Origin of the sequence: Rhizobium aethiopicum (genome assembly GCF_014197535.1) — a bacterium.
Lineage (GTDB): Bacteria > Pseudomonadota > Alphaproteobacteria > Rhizobiales > Rhizobiaceae > Rhizobium > Rhizobium aethiopicum_A.
Map to the genome: position 1 here is coordinate 1 of NZ_JACIFV010000014.1, position 18,851 is coordinate 18,851.

Genomic DNA, 18,851 nt, shown 5'->3' on the forward strand with positions numbered 1-18,851 from the left:
CACCACGATCAGCCCGCTTTACACCGAAGCGGGGCAACCACCCTTGGTCGCTACACTGTTCAGCAATCTTCATCGCCCATTACGCAACAGTCCCCAGCGGGGAGAAGGTGCCCGTAGGGCGGATGAGGGGGCTACACGGCACGCCTTTCATTGAGCGCCCTTTGTCGCCGTGGTTAACATTGGGGTAACGACATCAGGATAAGTCTAGCGGCCGCCGCTCTCCGCGGCTGTGTTTTTGCGTTTTCTGGAGTGCGGACGTGTTTCATCGATCAGTCGTATCGATCTCCCTGGCTATTGTCTTTTCATCCCCTGCCTTGGCGCTCGCGCAGGAAAGCGGCCAGCATTTCTGGTCCGGCGACTGGTATCTGAGTGTCGGTGTCGCCGGCTTTTCCGCGCCGAAATTCGAGGGCTCACGGCGTTACGAATTCCGGTTCAGCCCGCTGATTTCGGCCGGCCGGCAAGGCTCGGCTCCGCGCTTTTCCTCCCGCAACGACAATCCGTCCTTCGCCCTCATGGATAATGGTGCTTTCCGCGCCGGCCTCGTCGGCAAATTCGTGCCTTCGCGCGACGAGGGCGACGGTCACGAGCTGAAAGGCATGAAGAAGGTCAAATGGGGAGCGGAAGCCGGCGGCTTCGTCGAAGTCTATCCGACCGATTTCCTGCGCGCCCGCGCCGAAGTTCGCCAGGGCATTCGCTCGCATGACGGCGTCGTTGCCGATCTCGCCGTCGATGCCTTCACCGACATCGCCCCCAATCTGCAACTGTCAGGCGGTCCACGCGCGACATTCGCCACCAGCGGCTATTACGATGCCTATTACGGCGTCAACGCCAAACAGTCGGCGGCGAGCGGGCTTGATCAATACAAGCCGTCGTCGGGCATCCAGTCCTATGGCGCCGGCGCGGCTCTGACATGGAAGGCGACGGAAAACCTGTCGGCCAGCTCTTTCCTCGAATATAAGCGACTGGCGGGGCCGGCGGCCGACAGCAGTCTCGTGCAGCAGCGCGGCTCGAAGAACCAGCTGCTCATCGGTGTCTCGGCGACCTACAGGTTCAATTTCTCGCTGCAATAATTTAATGCATGTCGCCCGGAAGTGTGCGCGGTTCCGGGACAACGACATGCATAAACGCAATGCACATCGCTCGGAAGTGTGCCAAGGTTCCGGGACAACGACATGCATGAGCAAAGAGCCAAAGCGCGTCCAATGCGACGCGCTTCTTGGCGCTGCCGCGATCGCTTCTTGACCGGATCGCCAGCCGGCCGCTAGATGAACGGCATGCAAGATACAGGCGAGTTCAACGATCGCGTCTCCGACGCACCTTCCGATAACTGGGTCTACCGGATCCTGCCGCCATGGCTCTGGCCTTATGCGCAGCTCGCACGCTGGGATCGCCCGATCGGCTGGGAGCTCTTGATGTGGCCGTGCTTCTGGTCGGCCACGCTCGCCTCCAATGCGGCGATCGGGCAAGGGCTCTATTCCGGCAGCCTGCTGGTGTCCCACCTTTTCCTCTATTTCATCGGCGCCGTCGCCATGCGCGGTGCCGGCTGCACCTATAACGATCTCGTCGACCACGAGATCGACATGGAAGTGGCGCGCACCCGCTCGCGTCCGCTGCCCTCCGGCCGCGTCACCCGCGCCCGCGCCAAGATTTTCATCGGCATTCAGGCGCTGGTCGGCCTTTTCGTGCTCTTGCAATTCAACTGGTTCACCGTCTTTCTCGGCCTGCTCTCGCTCGGAATCGTCGCACTTTATCCCTATGCCAAGCGCTTCACCGACTGGCCGCAATTCTATCTCGGCCTTGCCTTTTCCTGGGGCGCGCTGATGGGCTGGGCGGGCATTCTGGGTGGCCTCTCCTTTGCCGCCCTCCTGCTTTATGCCGCCTCCATCGCCTGGACGATCGGTTACGACACGATCTATGCGCATCAGGACAAGGAGGATGACGAGCTGATCGGCGTGCGCTCCACTGCCCGCCTTTTCGGTGATAAGACGAGGCAATGGCTGATCGGCCTTTATGGGCTGACGCTGATGCTGATGTTTGCGGCCTTCGCGCTCGCCGGCGCCAATCTCATCGCCTTTATCGCCTTGTTCGGCGCGGCCGGCATGTTCGCCTGGCAGATCGTCCGGCTCGATATCAACGATCCCGCGCAATGCCTGGCGCTCTTCAAGTCGAACAACCGCGTCGGCCTGACCATCTTCCTCGGCCTGTTCTTTTCGCTGCTCTTCGCCCTTCCTTGAGGGTAACGGCGCGTGAAACGATAAACCCGGCACGAGTGCCGGGTTTCGAAATCGAAATGGCGCTGTCGCGATTTCGGTCAGTTGCGGGCGATGATTTCCTTGCCTTCGATCTTCATGGCGACGCCCAGCTGACCGGTGGTGCGACGCACGAGGAAGCGCGGACGGCGATTGGCGAAGTAGGAATGACGGCGGCGCGGCTTGAGGTCACTGGTGCGCAGCGCCCCGATATGGTCTTCGAGCGGCCGGGCGACGCCATCGGCCTCGACCATCAGCATCGGAATGCGGAAGGCCTCCGACCAGCTGCGCCAGTCGGCGGCGATGTCGCTGAGATCATGGGCGACGAGCAGCGGAATGCAGAGTTCCGGATCCGCATGGTGAAGCTCGAGCGTGACGGTGACCTCGCCGTCGCCATGGTCGATGGCGCGGGCGGCGACACCCTTGAAGACGCGCCTCGGCAGGGCAATCGAGAGCGGCAGGCCGCTGGAGGGAAGGACTTTCCGCAGGACTGCGCCGCGTTCGTCGATCGTGATGCTGACGTCATCCGAACAATCATGGATGGCGTAGCTGATTTGCTGCGGGAAGCGGGACGGATCGAGACGCAGCGTCGTGCCAGCCCAAACGGGCTTCAAAACGGGATTGTTCATTTCATTCTACCCTTGTCTTACCTGAGAGCCGGTTTGCGGTCTTCTCCTCGGGACTTTTCGTCCTCTATGTCCGACAATAGGCGGCCCCCCTTCCGTACAGCTTAAAAATTGCGGTTAAGAAAACTTTGCCTCCCCTGATGGTTATCAAAACCGAATCTGGCAGGGTTTCCGGAAGGTGAACGGCCCGCTGTCCTGAAATGGCGCAGTCCAAAGGTAAGTCTCGGGTAAGTTTTGCGTGGCAAAATGGGCTTACCAGCAGTTTGTCGTTCTTTAGAGATTTTGCCGAAAAGGGCGCTTTTCATGATCACGGCTTCCCTCGCGTACACGATCCTGTCGAAGGATATGACGTCGAGCCTCAACAAGGTTGCGGCGCAGGCGACGGTCAAGAAGGATGCCCAGTACTACGCCGACAACATCAACAAGGTCAAAGACGTCGACGACTTCCTCGGCGACTACAAGCTCTACAGCTACGCCATGAAGGCCTATGGCCTCGAGGACATGACCTATGCCAAGGCCTTCATGAAGAAGGTGCTCGAAAGCGATCTCACCGACCCGAACAGCTACGCCAACAAGCTCTCAGATACGCGCTACCGTGAATTCGCCGCCGCCTTCAATTTCAACGCACCCGAGAAGGACGTTCAGACCGACGCGCAGGAGGACGAGCTCATCGGCCTCTACAAGCAGTCCTTCGTCGATGCCGACAAGGCGGCGGCCACCGAGAGCACCTATTACAGGAACAATATCGACAGCGTGCAGACCGTCGACGATCTGGTCAACAACACCCGGCTGCGCACCTATGTGCTGAAGGCCTTCAAGATCGATCCCACCTATGCGTCGAAGGATTTCCTGCGGCAGGTGCTGACGAGCGATCTCAGCGACCCGGCAAGCGTCGTCAACACGCAGGGCGGCGACAAGTACAAGGCGCTTGCCGCCCAGTTCAGCTTCAATGCCGACGGGACTGTCAACGGCAGCGCCCAGACCGCGACGCAGAAGTCGTCGATCATCGAGACCTATACGCTAAATAACCAGTCCGTCATCATCGACAATTCCGTCGGTTCCGATGTCGTTTATGTCAGCAAGACGGCGGCCGAATACAACCAGGCCTATTACACCGCCAAGATCGGCACGATCACCAATGTCGACGATCTCGTCGCCGACAGTCGCCTGACCTCCTATATCAAGACCGCCTACAGCATGGGCGCCGACTTCACCGCGCCGGCGCTGCGCATGGTGTTGACCGATCCCGGCTATGCCCAGCTGATGGGCTTCACCAATGTCTACAACGCCTTCAATTTCAAGGCGGACGGCACGACGTCGACAACGGCGCGTGCCCAGACGATCGACCAGTCGAACAAGCTGAAGGACGCAGCGGCAAGCACCGCCAATTATTATAACGTGACCTCGCGGTCGAGCAGCATCACCAATGTCGACGACCTGCTCGCCGACAGCGTTCTGGCGCGCTACATCAAGGATGCCTACAGCCTCGGCACCAGTTTCAGCAATGCCGAGCTGAAGAGCATTCTGACGGACTCGACCTATGCCGCCGCCCAGGGGCATGCCGATCTCAATGCCGACTTCAACTTCCAGGCTGACGGCTCGATCAATGGTTCAGTGATTCAGACCGACGCGCAGCGCAAATCGACCACCGACAAATCGGCGGCGAACGCAGCGCACTTCAACGCCATGATCGGCAATGTCACCAATGTCGATGACATCATGTCCGATTCCGTCGCCGTCAGCTATCTCAGAACCAGCATGCAGATCGCCGACAGCGTCTCCGACGCAACGCTGAGGAGCTTCCTCGTCGATCCCGCGGCTGCCAGCGCCCAGGGCTACAGCGACGTCCACGATCTCTTCAATTTCAAAACGGACGGCTCGGTCGCGACCCTCTATGCCACGCAGAGCGCGGCGCAAAGCGCCAGCACGGCAAGCAAGGCCGACGATGCCGCCGTCTATTACCAGTCAACCATCGCCGGCATCTCCAATGTCGACCAGCTGCTAAGCGACCAGCGGCTGAACAATTTCATCCGCAACGCCTACGGCATCCCGTCGACCGTCAGCGATGTCGATCTGCGCGCTATCCTGACCGATCAGAGCGGCACCGGCACCTATGCCGACGTCGCCGCCGCTTTCAATTTCAAGGCGGACGGTTCGCTTGAGGACGGCATGGCGGCACAGACGTCCGCCCAGATCACCAACACGAAAATTGCCGCCACGGCGCGCACGGACGACTATTCCGCCCGTATGGCGACGATCGCCAATGTCGATGATCTCATCGCCGATCCCGCCATCACCAACTTCCTGAAGAGCACTTACAATCTGCCGTTCGATATCACGGACGCCGATCTCAGGAGCATCCTGACCGATGCGACCGCCGCCGCCGCGGCAGGCTATTCCGACCTCAATGCCGATTTCAACTTTGCCGCCGACGGATCGCTCCCCGTCGTCAGCTCGATCCAGACCGCAGATCAGGCGCAGACCACCAACGACAACTACATGGCGCGTTATGACGACGAGCGCGACGAGGCGATCGAAGAAGTCGCCGATAATTATAAGAGCATGATGGCCGACAGCAGCAGCCTCTTGAACTTCTCCGACGTCAAGACCGTCAATGATTTCCTGCGTACCAATCGAACGGCCGATTTCACCAGGAGCAACGACAATCTGCCGGATCTCTATCATGTCGCGCTGCAGGCCTTCGGCCTGACCGATCAGGACGTGCCGCGCTCGATGATGCGTAAAATCCTGACGAGCGATGCCTACGATCCGGACGGCTATATCGCCTCGCTGAAGGACGAGCGCATCACCAACCTGGCGCGCGCCTTCAACTTCGGCCCCGACGGCAAGGCGGCCGCACCCCTCCAGGCACTGCCGGACGCGACCATGGCCAAATACGCCACCGACTACAAGGCGCATGTGACCATGCTGCTGAAGGCCGGGCCGGTAAAGGACAAGGCATCGAAGGACGCAACCGCCGAGGTGGATTATTTCGCCAAAGGTATGGCGAAAGTGCAGTCGCTCGACGATTTCCTCGATGACAGCCGCCTGACCGACCTGGTGCTGAAGGCGAACAACCTCGACCCGAAGGATTACGACAAGGCGACGCTGAAGAAGATCTTCACCTCCGATCCCGAGGACAAGAAGAGCTACCTCAACACCAAAGCCGATGCGCGTTTCAAGGATATCGTCGCAGCCTTCAACTTCGACAAGGACGGCAATCTGACCCGCGCCAAGATCGGCGCCATCCAGAACAAGGCGGCCGAGGACAATACCCAGGAGCTCTACCTGCAGCAGACGCTGGAGACCCAGCAGGGCGAAAGCAACGACGGTGTGCGTCTGGCGCTCTACTTCAGCCGCAAGGCCTCCAGCATCACCTCGCTCTATTCGATCCTCGGCGACAAGGCGCTCTATCAGGTCATCACCACGGCCTACAGCCTGCCGTCACAGATGTCGAGCATGGATGTCGCCAAGCAGGCCGATCTCCTCAACCGCTTCGTCAAGCTCGAGGATCTCCAGGACCCGAAGAAGGTCGACAAGCTGCTGCGGCGCTTCACCGCGATGTACGACGTCCAGAACAGCACCCAGCAGTCACCGGCCCTGCAGATCCTGACCGGCGGCGGCACACAGTCGTCCTGAGGTAATTCCGGCAAACTTTGCGAGTAAGACCCCTCCCCAACCCCTCCCCACAAGGGGGAGGGGCTTGAGTGCCGCGCTGCCCTCCGCAACCGCCTCGTCGGAGGCAGCGGAACGGTAACAGCGTGCGAGACTTTGACTTCTAGCCGCCGATGCTGGCCGCAAGTTAGCCCCTCCCCCTTGTGGGGAGGGGTTGGGGAGGGGCCTTCCCTCATGCTGATATCGCCGAACGGGCCAACCTCACCCCTCGAGACTGACAACCTTTCCCGGGTTCATGATATCAGCCGGATCGAAAGCCCGCTTGATGCGGCGCATCAGCTCGATTTCGATAGCCGGGCGGATCGCCGCCAATTCGTCGCGCTTCAGCTGGCCGATGCCGTGTTCGGCCGAAATCGAGCCGCCATGGGCGAGCACCAGGCCATGGACGATATGGTTCATTTCGCGCCAGCGGGCGATGAAAGCGGCCTTGTCGGCACCGGTCGGCTGGGAAATATTGTAATGGATATTGCCGTCGCCCATGTGGCCGAAGGCGCAGATGCGGGCGCCCGGCATGGCCGCCATGACGGCTTTTTCCGCTTCGGCCATGAAATGCGGGATCTTCGACACCGGCACGGACACATCGTGCTTGATCGAACCGCCTTCCGGCTTCTGCGCATCCGACATGCTCTCGCGCATATGCCAGATCGCCTTCTGCTGGGCGACGGAGGCGGCGATCGCGGCGTCTTGCACCAGCCCGGCCTCGAAGCCCTGTTCCAGCACGCCGTTCATCATCCGCTCCGCCGTCTCGGCCGAATCCGACGTCGAAATGTCGATCAGCACGTACCAGGGGTATGCCGCTTCTAGCGGATCGCGCACGCCGTCGATGTGGCGCGTGGTGATCTCGACGCCAAAGCGCGGCATCAGCTCGAAACCGGTGAGCGAGGTGCCGCAGAGGCTGGCGGCAAGGTTGAAGAGGGCGAGCGCATCCTCAACCGAATTGAGGCCGGCAAACGCCACCTGATGGCCGAGCGGCTGAGGAAACAGCCTCAGCACCGCGCCGGTGATGATGCCGAGCGTGCCTTCGGCGCCGATGAAGAGATCGCGCAGGTCATAGCCGGTATTGTCCTTCTTCAGGCGGCGCAACCCATCCCAGATCTCGCCGGTCGGCAGCACCACTTCGAGGCCGAGGCAGAGCTGGCGCATATTGCCATAGGCAAGCACGGCCGTGCCGCCGGCATTGGTGGAGAGATTGCCGCCGATGCGGCAGGAGCCCTCCGAGCCGAGCGACAGCGGAAACAGCCGTCCATGCGCCTCGGCCGCCTTCTGCACATCCGCCAGGATCGCGCCGCCATCGGCGATAAGCACGTTCGCCACCGGATCGACGTCGCGTATTCCAGTCATACGTTCGAGCGACAGGATGATATCGCACTTGCCTTCGCGGGGCGTCTGGCCGCCGACGAGGCCGGTATTGCCGGTCTGCGGCACGATCGCCGTTTTGGTTTCGGTCGCAAGCTTCATGATCTCGGAGACCTGCTCGACCGAGCCGGGCTTCAGCAGGAGAGGGGAAGAGCCATGATAGAGCCCGCGATTTTCGATCAGATGCGGCGCCAGATCTGCCTCGCTGCGAAGCGCGTATTTCTCGCCGACGATCGCGGCGAAACGGTCGAGAAGATCGGTGGAAATGCCGGGACTGCTCATCGGGTCGATCCTCTTTCGCTTTTATCGGGTCTGTCAGTCACGCGGGGCGGCAGCTCTTTGCAGCCGGTCGTTGATGGCTTCGCCGAGCCCGTCGTCCGGGATCGGCGAAAAGGCGATGCTCGACACCCCGCTGGCATCGGCCCGCTTCATGTAGTCGAAAAGATTGGCCGCCGCTTCCGCCAGATCGCCGCGCGGGCTGAGGTCGAGGGCGATGCGTGCTTCGCGCGCGCCTTCGACCGCCGCACCGCCGAAGGCGATCAGCGCTTCGCCGGGTTCCACTTTGGTCGCATTGAGGCGCACGCTGGCGCCTGGCGCATAGTGCGAGGCGAGCATGCCGGGCGCTTCGATTGCCGCCGATGCCTTTTTGGCGCGCAGCAGCGGCTGGCCCGCCACGCGCTCGATCTCGCGTGCCGCCAGTCCGCCGGGTCGAAGCAGCCGCAACCGGCCGTCCTCGGCCTTGACGATGGTCGATTCGACGCCGACGGCGCTCGGTCCCGCATCGAGGATCAACGGGATTCTCGCCCCGAGATCGGCTTCGACATGGGCCGCACTCGTCGCGCTGATGGCGCCTGAGGTGTTGGCGCTCGGAGCTGCGAGCGGCCGTCCGAAGGCGCCGATCAGGGTGCCGGCGAAGCCCTTGGGCACACGCACGCCGACGCTGTCGAGACCGGCGGTCGCCAGCGCGTGAATCGGGCTTGCGGGCCTGAGCGGCAGCACGAGCGTCAACGGGCCGGGCCAGAAGGCCTCGGCGAGCGCCCGCGAGACGGGGTCGAACTCCGCATGCTGTTCGGCCATCTCGAGATCGGCCATATGGCAGATCAGCGGGTTGAAGCGCGGTCGGCCCTTGGTTTCGTAGATGCGGGTGATGGCTGCCGGATTGGTGGCGTCGGCCGCAAGGCCGTAGACGGTCTCCGTCGGCATGGCGATGGCAAAGCCATCGGAAAGAGCGGCACAGGCCGCTTCGAGTGCCGCCTGCCTGTCTGCCCTGATGTCGATGATGCGTGCCATATGCTGCCCGTGTCTGGTTCCGGCAGTCATTAGGCTTTCCGTCGCCGGCGATCAATCGCCTTGTTCGCTCACAGTTGGCGGATGATTTCGCGCAGCTGTTCGTTGCGGGCGCCGAGCAGCAGGATGTTGCGGATCGCCGCCTGCGGATCGTGGGTGCGAAAGAGCAGCCCGTTGCCGCGCACCGACCGGTCGATCGTCATCTTTTCGGCGGAATCCTCGCCCGGTTTGATCGCGACGGCGAAATACATCCGGGAATAGCCGACATCGATCCGTTCGAAGAAATTGTCGTTGTCGCCGATGTCGGAATAGAAGTTGGCGATGTAGAAGGCCCAGCTCACCTCTTCGTAGCGCGCGAATTTCGTGCGCGCCGCGGTGACGTGGCAATAACCGAGATGCGGGCTGTCCTCCAGCGTCCGGTGGAAGATCATCTTCGGAAACTGGATCGAGTGGTGGAAGCCGTTGATGTGCTGATGCGTCTTCTCGCCGGCCGCCTGCAGCTTGCGGCCGGTCTTTGCGGCGACCTCGTCATGGGTGAGGTAGCGCCTTTCCTCGGCCAGCCAGTGGCGCCGGTCGCGGGGGATGCGGCCGGTGCGCAGGAATTCGGAATGGGCGGCGACCAGTGGCCGCTCCTGCGGCCGGATTACTTCTTTCGCGTCGAAATAGCGGAGTCTGGCCATGGTTTACGTGCTTCGTCGGTCTGAGGTCGACAGCAGGATAAGAGCGTATGCTTAACGCAGCATTAAGAAGCGGCTGCCGCATCGGGCAGAAGCCGGCGATGTCGTAAATGCGACAATCGCCGATATCGCAGAGCCGCCTCTTTGCCGATCCGGTCTTTACGCCATGTCGCAATTGACGATAATTGCCTGCAGAGTCGACATCGGGTCGATCGGGAGGGGCTGTTTTGAAGCCTCGGCGCTTCCTGTCGTCAATTTCGAAGCCGATGTCGCATTACAACCAAGCGGCAGGAATGCCAGGTGATTAAATGGCGCCATGAACAGTTCTCCCGCAGGAGAAGGTTAGCAGGCGCGCTTCCAAAGCCTTCAGCTGAAGGCGGCAGCCGGTGCACGAGGACATGAAGATGGATATTCGCAGCAACGTTTTACGTCAGCTCAAGAACCGCCGCGAGGGCTTCAGCCTCGAACAGCCGTTCTACACCGACGAGGATTATTTCAAACTCGACATGGAGATGATCTACTATCGCGACTGGCTGTTCATGGGCCATGATTGCGAGTTGCCGAAACCGGGCGCCTACTTCACCGTCCAGATCGGCACGTATCCGGTCGTCATCGTCCGCGGCCGTGACAATGTCATCCGCGCCTTCCACAACAGCTGTCGTCATCGCGGCTCGCGCGTCTGCACGAAGGAGCACGGCTCTTCCGTGCGTCTCGTCTGCCCCTATCATCAGTGGACTTACGATCTCGACGGTAAACTTGCCTTTGCCCGTCACATGGGCGACGATTTCGACAAAACCGGCTTCAACCTGAAGCCGGTCCACTGCGAGAGCGTCGCAGGCTATATTTTCATCTGCCTTGCCGACGTCGCCCCGGATTTCAAGCCGGTGCGCGACAAGATCGAGCCCTATATGGCGCCGCACCGGATCGGCGAGACCAAGGTCGCTTTCCAGAGCACGATCATCGAGAAGGGCAACTGGAAGCTCGTCTGGGAAAATAACCGCGAGTGCTACCACTGCGCCGCCAATCACCCGGAACTCTGCCGCACCTATCCCGAGGCGCCGAGCGTCACCGGCACGGACGGCGGCGCCGACGATCCGGAGATCGCCGGCCATTGGGCGCGCTGCGAGGCCGCCGGCCTGCCGAGCAAGTTCCAGATCTCGCCGGACGGCCAGTTCCGCACCGCCCGCATGCCGCTGATCGAGGACGCTGAAAGCTACACCATGTCCGGCAAGCCGGCCGTGCAGCGCCGGATCTCCGACGACATCTCGATCAATCGCATCGGCACGATGCTGCTCTTCCACTATCCGACGACGTGGAATCATCTGCTCGGCGACCACGCCATCTCCTTCCGGGTGCTGCCGCTCAGCGCCAACGAGACGGCTGTGACGACCAAGTGGCTCGTCCACAAGGACGCCGTCGAGGGCGTCGATTACAATCTCGAGGAATTGACCCACGTCTGGACCGAGACCAACGACCAGGACCGCCGGATCGTCGAGGAAAATGCCTTCGGCATCCACTCGCCCGCCTATGAGCCCGGCCCCTATTCCGCCCTGCACGAGGGCGGTGTCATGCAGTTCCTCGAATGGTACTCGAACTTCATGGTGAACCGCCTGCAGGGCGACCAAGCGAAAATCTCCGCCGTCGCTTAGCCTCTGCCGGTTGAGCCGGCCAAGCTCTACTCATCCAGAAGCTGCCGAGTCCGGCCGCTTCTGGAACCATTCTCGCTCGCAAGCGTTGCAGGGCAAGCGGTGATCGCTGTTGAATGGGAGAGAGAAATGATCGGGCTGAGAAACAGGATGGCAACCGCGGTGATAGCCGCTGCCGTCGTTTTAACGAGTTTCGTGCCGTCGCAGGCAATCCAGATGCCGGCCGCGCCGCAGGTTGAAAAATCCTCGGCTGTTGAGAATGTCCAGTACTATTACCGACGCGACTACTACCGGCCCGGCTATCGCCCCGGCGCCTATTACCGGCCCGGCTGGTATGGCGGCTATCGCGGTTATTCCTACTACCGCCCCGGCTATCGCCGCTATAACGGTTACTGGTATCCGCTCGCCGCCTTCGGCGCCGGCGCGGTGATCGGCGGCGCCATCGTCGCTCCGCCGCGGCGTTATGTGGTGCCTGCGCGGCGCATGGGTTCGGCTCACGTTGCCTGGTGCGAAAACCGCTACCGCTCCTATCGGGCCTACGACAACACCTTCCAGCCATATAACGGCCCGCGCCAGCAGTGCTATTCGCCTTATCGATAGGTCCCGGATGCTGCCCCTAACCCTCTCTCGGAAACGCGAGGGTTAGGGCCTAATGTGGAGCGGAGCGGTAGGGCCATGGCATGAAGGAGCCCGTGAACCCATTTCATAGTCGGCTGCGAACTCAGTGAACGACGGTAATCACCGGAATGCCGGCTTCCTTGGCAGCACTGATCAGCGCTTCTCGCGCGTCCTCAGCCGGAAGGTCCCCGTGGATGGCATCTCGGCAAGCCTTCACCGCGGTCAGATATTCTTCGCCGTCGTCGAGTGGCCAGCAAGCCGTTAGCAGCTGCGCCGCATCCCAAAGGCTCGCGACAAGTTTGTATTTTTCCGGCCCGTCCACAACGAGCATCAGAGGGCTGAATTCTCCAGGTGTGTGCCACTTCATGACATTAGGCCTTCCCACGGTGAACATATTAGTAACCGTGCAAGAACCGTTCCGGGCGGGGTGGTGGCATGAACTCCGCGCATCGATCGCTGAGATTGCCCGCCATCGCCGAGGCCAGAAATTAGATGGCCGAAGCGTCGCAATGCTGACGGTGGCCGCGTCCCGCATGATGCGATAGGCGCAACGCCGCGCCATCCGCTGCGTCGGCGGCGAATTTGGCAAGAACGTTAACCGACACTCCGTCATCCCAGGGCTTGACCAGGTCAAGCCCTGGGATGACGGAGCGTCGGGTGAGCTCTGTGGCAAGTACCGCGACGTTTGATGGAATAAGAGCGAGCTCGCACTCCGAGAGTCATGCCGGAGCTTTCGTCCTCAAAGAATATCTACCCGCCGCAGCAGCCACCAGGCGAAGACGATCGAGGCAATGATCAGAATGACGGCGTATTCCGTGCCGTAATCGCCGACGGCGAAGGGAAGGTTGGCGGTGTTCATGCCGAAGAAACCCGTCACCAGCGTCGGCGGCAGCAGGAAGGCGGTCATGATCGACAGCAGATAGAGATGGCGGTTGGTCTCGGAGGATTGTTTCGAATCGATTTCTTCGTGCAGCAGGCGGGCCCGGTCCTGCAGGGCGTAGACATCGTGGTCGACCGTTTCCAGCCGGCTCGTCAGCCGCCGGGCCACATCGTCGAAGCCGAAGGGCATTTCATCGTCATCGGCCGCCGCCGCTCGGCGCATCAGCGCCAGCACCGTGCGCAGATGCCGGTGCAGCCGCACCACGGTTCGCCGGACCGGCGCCAGCCGCCGGCGCTCGTCGCGCGGGGCGTTGTCGTAGACGATATCCTCGATCTGGTTCAGCTCCTCGGTAAGCTCGATGACGATCGCGATCAGTGTGCGCTGGAATTCGATCACCAGCAGCTCGAAGAGATCGACCGGCCGCGAGAATTTGCCCGGATTCTTCTCGATTAGCGTGCGCGCCCGTTCGACGCTGCGCAGCGGCTGCAGCCTTGTGGTGACGATGAAGCGGTCCGACATGGCGAAATGCAGCCAGCCGAGATTGTTGGTGTCCTGGTCGAAATCACGCTGGCAATCGACGAGCGTGCCGTAGAGCATCTGCTCGTCGACGGTCAGCGCCGCATGCGTGTCATGCGTCGTCAATGCCGATTTCGCCTCCTCCGTCAGCCCGTCGAGCGTCTCGAGCAGGGCCGGCACACGGGCGTCGACGAGGTTGAGATGCAGCCAGTAGAAACAGTTCTCGGCGGTCAGATCCGCCACCGTCGCGGTGTTGGTCAGCCGCACCGCCGTTTTTTCGTCCGGCGAGAAACGATAGGCCCAGACGAAACCGGGTATGTTGACGGGCAATGTATCCATTGGTCGCCGATCCTTTGCGAGGGCGATAGATTGTCTTCAGTTCTCCATGCCGTCCATGGGCGCGGCTGTGCAAGAAGAAAGCGCCATGCCGGGTGGAATTATCGCACCCCGTGATATGAATCAAAATTGACGTTTACGTAAAAATCAACTAGCCCTTGCCTGGGAGGGCTTTGCATGAGGTGCAGGCACCCGACGGAGGAGGAAGCATGTACAAGGCGCCCGTTGAGGAAATCGCGTTCACATTGAAGCATGTAGCCGGCATGGGCGAGGCGATGTCGAATGGTCTTTTCGACGATCTCGGCGAGGATCTCGTCGACGCCATCCTGGCCGAGGCGGGACGTTTTGCCACAGAGGAAGTGGCGCCTCTCGCCGAAATCGGCGACCGCCAGGGCGTCCGCCTCGTCGATGGCGAGGTCCGGCTGCCGGATGGCTGGCGTGATCTCTATCGCAACTGGATCGCCGGCGGCTGGAACGGCCTGACAGCGCCGGAAGCTTTCGGCGGCCAGGCACTGCCTGATATGCTGAATGTCGCGGCTCTGGAAATGTGGAATTCCGGGTCCATGGCCTTTGCCCTCGCGCCGACGCTGACCATGGGCGCCATCGAGGCGGTCAGCACCCATGGCAGCGCGGCGCTCAAGGAGAAATATCTGGCAAAGATGGTGTCGGGCGAATGGACCGGCACCATGAACCTGACCGAGCCGCATGCCGGCTCCGATCTCGGCGCCCTGAAGGCTCGCGCCGAGCGGCGCGCCGACGGCAGCTATCGCATATCGGGTCAGAAGATCTTCATCACCTGGGGCGAACATGACGCCGCCGACAACATCATCCATCTGGTGCTGGCGCGGCTGCCGGATGCGCCGGCCGGCACGCGCGGCATTTCGCTCTTCCTGGTGCCGAAATTCCTGGTGAACGACGACGGCTCGCTTGGCCCCCGCAACGATCTCTTCTGCCACTCGCTGGAGCACAAGCTCGGCATCCATGGTTCGCCGACCTGCACGATGATCTATGGCGACGGCCGGTTCGGTGACGAAAAGGGGGCGATCGGCTGGCTGGTCGGTGAGGAGAACAAGGGGCTCGCCTGCATGTTCACGATGATGAACAATGCCCGTCTGGCGGTCGGCATGCAGGGTGTGGCCATATGCGAGGCCGCCACCCAGAAGGCGCTCGCCTATGCCGGCGAGCGCACGCAGGGCAAGGCCCCTGGCTCGACCGGCGCCGCCATGAGCCCGATCGTTGAACATCCTGATGTCGCCCGCATGCTTCTGACCATGAAGGCGCTGACCCAGGGCTCGCGCGCCATCTCCTATGCCTGCGCCCACGCGATCGACATGTCCCGCCGGGCAGGTGATGGTCGCCATTGGCAGGAGCGCGCCGCCCTTTTGACGCCGATCGCCAAGTCCTTTTCGACCGATGCCGGCGTCGAGGTCGCCTCGCTCGGCATCCAGGTGCATGGCGGCATGGGTTTCATCGAGGAGACGGGGGCGGCCCGGTATCTCCGCGATGCCCGTATCGCGCCGATCTACGAGGGCACCAACGGCATCCAGGCGATCGACCTCGTCACCCGCAAGCTGCCGCTTTCCGGCGGCGATCAGGTGAAAGGTTTTATCGTCGAATTGCAGGAGATCGCCGACGGCGTCCGCCGCTCCAATCTCGACGGTTTCGGCGAAACGGCCGCGCGGCTCGATGCAGCCATCGCCGACCTTGAACAGGCGACGAGCTGGCTGCTGAAGGCGCTGGCGGACGACAGGGCTGGTGAAGCGCTCGCCGGCGCTACACCCTATCAGCGCCTGTTCGGGCTGGCGCTCACCGGCTGTTATCTTGCCAAGGGTGGCCTGGCCGAGAGCGGCGACGGCAAAGCCGAGGGCCGCATCGCGCTCTGCCGCTTCGCCGCCGAAAACCTGCTTGCCGAGACCGCAGCCCTGCGCGACCGGGTCGTCAACGGCGCGGCAAGCCTTGCCGCCGCCCGCATTCTGCTTGTCTGAGGAAACCTCCATGACCGATCACATCATCGTCGAGCAGCCTTCCGCCCATCCGGGCGTCCAGCTCATCCGCTTCAACCGGCCGGAGAAGAAGAATGCTTTTACGCGGGCGATGTACCGCACCATGACCGAAGCGCTGAATGCCGCCAATGCGAACGCGAATATCAGGGTGACGGTGTTCCTCGGCACCGAGGGCAGCTTTTCGGCCGGCAACGACATCGGCGATTTTCTGGCCGTTGCCATGGGCGGCGGCATGGGAGAGGAACTGATCGATTTTCTCTACGCGCTCGTCAGAGCCGAAAAACCGCTGGTCTCCGGGGTAGACGGCCTGGCGATCGGCATCGGCACGACGCTCAACCTGCATTGCGACCTGACGATCGCCTCCGACCGCAGCCAGTTCCGCACGCCCTTCGTCGATCTGGCGCTGGTGCCGGAAGCGGCGTCCAGCCTCATCGGTCCGCGCGTCATGGGCCACCAGCGAGCTTTTGCCATGTTCGCGGCCGGAGAGGCCTTTAGCGCCGAGGACGCAAGGGAAGCCGGTCTTGTCTGGAAGGTGACGACGCCGGAAGAGGTTGAAAGACAGGCACTGGCGGCTGCCGCAAAGCTTGCCGCCAAGCCGCCCGAGGCGCTGCGTATTGCGCGCGATCTTATCCGCGGCCCGCGCGAGGAAATCATCGCCCGCATCGACGAAGAGGCCCGCCATTTCTCCGCCCGGCTGAAAAGTGCAGAGGCGCGGGCCGCCTTCGAAGCTTTCATGCGCCGCTGAGGCGAATATGGCGGCGCTATTTCTCCAGCGTCGCCACCACCTCGACATGCGAGGTCCACAGGAACTGGTCGATCGGCGTTACTCCGGTGATGCGGTAGCCGCCCTCGACGAGGATCGCGAGATCACGCGCCAGCGTCAGCGGATTGCAGCTGACGGCTGCGATCTTTTTGACCGCCGAGCGGGCGAGCTCCTTGCACTGGAACTCCGCGCCGGCGCGCGGCGGATCGAAGACGACGACGTCATAGGGCTTGAATTCCTGCGTCATCAGCGGACGGCGGAAGAGGTCGCGTTTCTCGATCGTCACCGGCTTCAGCCCTTGGGTTTTGCGCGCAGCCTGGTCAAGGGCTGCGAGCGCATTCGCCTCGGCTTCGACGGCATGGACGCGGCCGATCCGCGCCAGCCTGAGTGAAAACGTGCCGGCGCCGGCAAAGAGATCGGCGATCCGCTTGGCCCTGCCGGCATGGGCAAGCACCAGCTCCGCCATCGCCTCTTCGGCCGGCTTTGTCGCCTGGGCAAAACCCCCCGCCGGCGGCGAAACCGAGACACCGCCGAAATCGAGGAGCGGCTTCGACGGCTCGACCAGGATTTCGCCATTCACCGTCACGCGGGCGATGCCGCGCAAGGCCAGCACCGTCTCGATCGCCTTGCGCCGCTGCGGGTCGGAGAGCTTCTTGATCTCGTCGACCGCAAGATCGAGGCCGGAGAGCGTTTCGAGCACCGCGATCCGGAAGGCTTCGGCCCTGGTCGCCAGCGATGCGGCGATCGCCTTGATCGCCGGCAGCCGGGCGACGATGCCCGAAGACGAGATCGGACATTCCTCGATGGCGACGATATGATGGCTTTCGGCTTGGTTGAAGCCGATCAGCATATCCTTCTCGGTCCGGCGCGCCGCAAACACCACACGCCGGCGCTCGCCCGGGTGGGCCGGAACGATCTCGCCGATATCGGGCGTCAACCCCTTGGATTTCAACGCATCGACGACCAGTTGGCGCTTGAAGGCGCGATAAGGACGGTCGGCCAGGTGCTGCAGCGTGCAGCCGCCGCAGGTGCCGTTGACGCCGTCCGGGCCGAAATGCCGGCAGGGCGGCTCCTGCCGGTCGGGCGAGGGCGCTGCGATCGACATGATCGTGCCATGGCTTTTGACGCGGGCGATCGCCACTGTTTCCCCGGGCAGGGAAAAGGGCACGTAGACAGGCCCGCCAGCGTCGCTTGCGATGCCGTCGCCCTGGGCGCCGAGTTTCTCGATCGTGACGGTTTCGGTGCTCACGCTTTCAATCCTGCCAGAAGATATTCCCGATTGCCGTCGCCGCCTGATATCGGGGAGGGAATGAGGCCGAGGCTTTTCCAGCCCATGTCCTCGGTGAACCAGCGCTCCAGCTCGGATGCGACGGCCGGAGCAGACGAGGGATCCTTCAAAAGCCCGCCCTTGCCGATCGCCTCGCGCCCGGCCTCGAACTGCGGCTTGACCAAGAGCACGGCGAAGGCACCCGGCGCGGCGAGATCGAGCGCCGGAGCCAGCGCCAGCTTCAGCGAGATGAACGAGACATCGGAGACGATGAAGGTGGCGGGCTCGCCGGTATCGTCGGCGCTGAGACTGCGGGCGTTGACGCCCTCCCGGTTCGTCACCCGCGGATCGGCCGATATCCGCGGATGCATTTGCCCATGGCCGACATCGATGGCCGTGACATGCGCAGCACCCCGCTGCAGCAGCACTTCGGTGAAGCCGCCGGTGGAAGCGCCGATATCAAGACAGTGATGGCCGGCGGGATCGAGCCGGAAATGGTCAAGAGCGGCGGCAAGCTTCAGTGCGGCGCGCGAGACGTAAGCCTGTGCCGGATCGTCGATCTCGATATCGGCATCGTCGCCGAAGAGCGCGCCGGCCTTGGTTACCACCTGGCCGCCGATCCTGACCGTGCCACGCTGCACGGCGTCGCGCGCCCGCGAGCGGCTGGCAAAGAGGCCGCGGGAGACGAGAAGCTGGTCGAGGCGTTGGCTGTTCTGATCGGACATCGGCTGTGAATGACCGGCAAAGCCGCCGCTTGCAAGCATTTTATTCCCAGCGGATTGCAGGGCAATTCCTGAGATGCGCAATTTAAGCAAATTTAAAGCCTGCCCGCATAGGGTCGCCACGATTGCAGCGGTTGGTCCGAACCGCTTGGCGCCATGAAGGCGCAGGCGTCTTCCGCCGATCATGTTTCCGATTCCAAGTCTCTGCGGTTGCGCCTTGCGCGCGACTG

The 18,851-nt window shown here is 62.4% G+C and carries 16 protein-coding genes; 7 read left to right on the top strand and 9 right to left on the bottom strand.

Annotated elements, in window-relative coordinates; all coding sequences use genetic code 11:
* Positions 1-257: 257 nt before the first annotated feature.
* Both GGD53_RS18645 and ubiA read left to right on the top strand, forming a co-directional pair.
* Positions 258-1,070, top strand: coding sequence for a MipA/OmpV family protein (locus GGD53_RS18645; protein WP_184458223.1), 813 nt, complete (start codon positions 258-260; stop codon positions 1,068-1,070).
* A 204-nt stretch (positions 1,071-1,274) separates the two neighbouring features.
* Positions 1,275-2,234, top strand: a complete 960-nt coding sequence (ubiA, locus tag GGD53_RS18650) for a 4-hydroxybenzoate octaprenyltransferase (RefSeq protein WP_184458225.1) — start codon at positions 1,275-1,277, stop codon at positions 2,232-2,234.
* A gap of 77 nt (positions 2,235-2,311) precedes the next feature.
* Here ubiA and GGD53_RS18655 read toward each other — a convergent pair whose 3' ends face one another.
* Positions 2,312-2,878 (bottom strand): DUF6101 family protein, encoded by a 567-nt coding sequence (locus tag GGD53_RS18655; RefSeq protein WP_085777167.1) that lies wholly within the window; start codon positions 2,876-2,878, stop codon positions 2,312-2,314.
* A gap of 300 nt (positions 2,879-3,178) precedes the next feature.
* Here GGD53_RS18655 and GGD53_RS18660 point away from each other — a divergent pair, with 300 nt between their 5' ends.
* Entirely contained in the window at positions 3,179-6,514 is a 3,336-nt protein-coding gene (locus GGD53_RS18660; RefSeq protein ID WP_184458227.1) for a DUF1217 domain-containing protein, read from the top strand.
* A 237-nt stretch (positions 6,515-6,751) separates the two neighbouring features.
* Here the strand turns inward: GGD53_RS18660 and GGD53_RS18665 are convergent, their stop codons facing one another.
* The 4 genes from GGD53_RS18665 to GGD53_RS31465 all read right to left on the bottom strand — a co-directional run bounded on the left by GGD53_RS18665 (position 6,752) and on the right by GGD53_RS31465 (position 10,188).
* Positions 6,752-8,188, bottom strand: coding sequence for an FAD-binding oxidoreductase (locus GGD53_RS18665; RefSeq protein ID WP_184458229.1), 1,437 nt, complete (start codon positions 8,186-8,188; stop codon positions 6,752-6,754).
* Positions 8,189-8,221: 33 nt separating this feature from the next.
* Positions 8,222-9,196, bottom strand: coding sequence for an L-threonylcarbamoyladenylate synthase (locus tag GGD53_RS18670; protein ID WP_184458475.1), 975 nt, complete (start codon positions 9,194-9,196; stop codon positions 8,222-8,224).
* A gap of 68 nt (positions 9,197-9,264) precedes the next feature.
* Positions 9,265-9,873, bottom strand: a complete 609-nt coding sequence (locus GGD53_RS18675) for a DUF6656 family protein (RefSeq protein WP_184458231.1) — start codon at positions 9,871-9,873, stop codon at positions 9,265-9,267.
* A 156-nt stretch (positions 9,874-10,029) separates the two neighbouring features.
* Positions 10,030-10,188 (bottom strand): hypothetical protein, encoded by a 159-nt coding sequence (locus GGD53_RS31465; protein ID WP_210303266.1) that lies wholly within the window; start codon positions 10,186-10,188, stop codon positions 10,030-10,032.
* A gap of 86 nt (positions 10,189-10,274) precedes the next feature.
* Between GGD53_RS31465 and GGD53_RS18680 the strand changes: the two genes are divergently transcribed.
* Entirely contained in the window at positions 10,275-11,519 is a 1,245-nt protein-coding gene (locus GGD53_RS18680; RefSeq protein ID WP_064805926.1) for an aromatic ring-hydroxylating oxygenase subunit alpha, read from the top strand.
* Positions 11,520-11,645: 126 nt separating this feature from the next.
* Positions 11,646-12,116, top strand: coding sequence for a BA14K family protein (locus GGD53_RS18685; protein ID WP_184458233.1), 471 nt, complete (start codon positions 11,646-11,648; stop codon positions 12,114-12,116).
* A gap of 121 nt (positions 12,117-12,237) precedes the next feature.
* Here GGD53_RS18685 and GGD53_RS18690 read toward each other — a convergent pair whose 3' ends face one another.
* Together GGD53_RS18690 and GGD53_RS18695 are read right to left on the bottom strand one after the other, a co-directional pair.
* Positions 12,238-12,501: a DUF982 domain-containing protein gene (locus GGD53_RS18690; RefSeq protein WP_064694035.1), complete on the bottom strand. Its 264-nt coding sequence runs from the start codon at positions 12,499-12,501 to the stop codon at positions 12,238-12,240.
* Positions 12,502-12,873: 372 nt separating this feature from the next.
* Positions 12,874-13,869 (bottom strand): transporter, encoded by a 996-nt coding sequence (locus GGD53_RS18695; protein ID WP_184458235.1) that lies wholly within the window; start codon positions 13,867-13,869, stop codon positions 12,874-12,876.
* Between the two features lie 206 nt (positions 13,870-14,075).
* Here GGD53_RS18695 and GGD53_RS18700 point away from each other — a divergent pair, with 206 nt between their 5' ends.
* Both GGD53_RS18700 and GGD53_RS18705 read left to right on the top strand, forming a co-directional pair.
* A complete protein-coding gene (locus tag GGD53_RS18700; protein ID WP_184458237.1) occupies positions 14,076-15,851 on the top strand; it encodes an acyl-CoA dehydrogenase in 1,776 nt (591 codons plus the stop codon).
* Between the two features lie 10 nt (positions 15,852-15,861).
* The gene (locus tag GGD53_RS18705) at positions 15,862-16,614 is read left to right on the top strand and encodes a crotonase/enoyl-CoA hydratase family protein (protein WP_184458239.1); all 753 of its coding nucleotides are present in this window, start codon (positions 15,862-15,864) and stop codon (positions 16,612-16,614) included.
* 16 nt (positions 16,615-16,630) lie between these two features.
* Here the strand turns inward: GGD53_RS18705 and GGD53_RS18710 are convergent, their stop codons facing one another.
* Positions 16,631-17,881, bottom strand: coding sequence for an RsmD family RNA methyltransferase (locus tag GGD53_RS18710; protein ID WP_184458241.1), 1,251 nt, complete (start codon positions 17,879-17,881; stop codon positions 16,631-16,633).
* Positions 17,878-18,663: a TlyA family RNA methyltransferase gene (locus GGD53_RS18715; protein WP_432443141.1), complete on the bottom strand. Its 786-nt coding sequence runs from the start codon at positions 18,661-18,663 to the stop codon at positions 17,878-17,880. Before GGD53_RS18715 ends, GGD53_RS18710 begins: the two co-directional genes overlap by 4 nt.
* Positions 18,664-18,851: the final 188 nt, after the last annotated feature.

Excerpts from the sequence above, each read along its gene's own strand:
- GGD53_RS18655 (WP_085777167.1), bottom strand. The coding sequence starts at position 2,878 with ATGAACAATCCCGTTTTGAAGCCCGTTTGGGCTGGCACGACGCTGCGT.
- GGD53_RS18660 (WP_184458227.1), top strand. The coding sequence starts at position 3,179 with ATGATCACGGCTTCCCTCGCGTACACGATCCTGTCGAAGGATATGACG.
- GGD53_RS18685 (WP_184458233.1), top strand. The coding sequence starts at position 11,646 with ATGATCGGGCTGAGAAACAGGATGGCAACCGCGGTGATAGCCGCTGCC.
- GGD53_RS18680 (WP_064805926.1), top strand. The coding sequence starts at position 10,275 with ATGGATATTCGCAGCAACGTTTTACGTCAGCTCAAGAACCGCCGCGAG.
- GGD53_RS18675 (WP_184458231.1), bottom strand. The coding sequence starts at position 9,873 with ATGGCCAGACTCCGCTATTTCGACGCGAAAGAAGTAATCCGGCCGCAG.
- GGD53_RS31465 (WP_210303266.1), bottom strand. The coding sequence starts at position 10,188 with ATGGCGCCATTTAATCACCTGGCATTCCTGCCGCTTGGTTGTAATGCG.
- GGD53_RS18705 (WP_184458239.1), top strand. The coding sequence starts at position 15,862 with ATGACCGATCACATCATCGTCGAGCAGCCTTCCGCCCATCCGGGCGTC.
- GGD53_RS18665 (WP_184458229.1), bottom strand. The coding sequence starts at position 8,188 with ATGAGCAGTCCCGGCATTTCCACCGATCTTCTCGACCGTTTCGCCGCG.
- GGD53_RS18690 (WP_064694035.1), bottom strand. The coding sequence starts at position 12,501 with ATGAAGTGGCACACACCTGGAGAATTCAGCCCTCTGATGCTCGTTGTG.
- GGD53_RS18695 (WP_184458235.1), bottom strand. The coding sequence starts at position 13,869 with ATGGATACATTGCCCGTCAACATACCCGGTTTCGTCTGGGCCTATCGT.
- GGD53_RS18670 (WP_184458475.1), bottom strand. The coding sequence starts at position 9,196 with ATGGCACGCATCATCGACATCAGGGCAGACAGGCAGGCGGCACTCGAA.
- GGD53_RS18715 (WP_432443141.1), bottom strand. The coding sequence starts at position 18,663 with ATGCTTGCAAGCGGCGGCTTTGCCGGTCATTCACAGCCGATGTCCGAT.
- ubiA (WP_184458225.1), top strand. The coding sequence starts at position 1,275 with ATGCAAGATACAGGCGAGTTCAACGATCGCGTCTCCGACGCACCTTCC.
- GGD53_RS18700 (WP_184458237.1), top strand. The coding sequence starts at position 14,076 with ATGTACAAGGCGCCCGTTGAGGAAATCGCGTTCACATTGAAGCATGTA.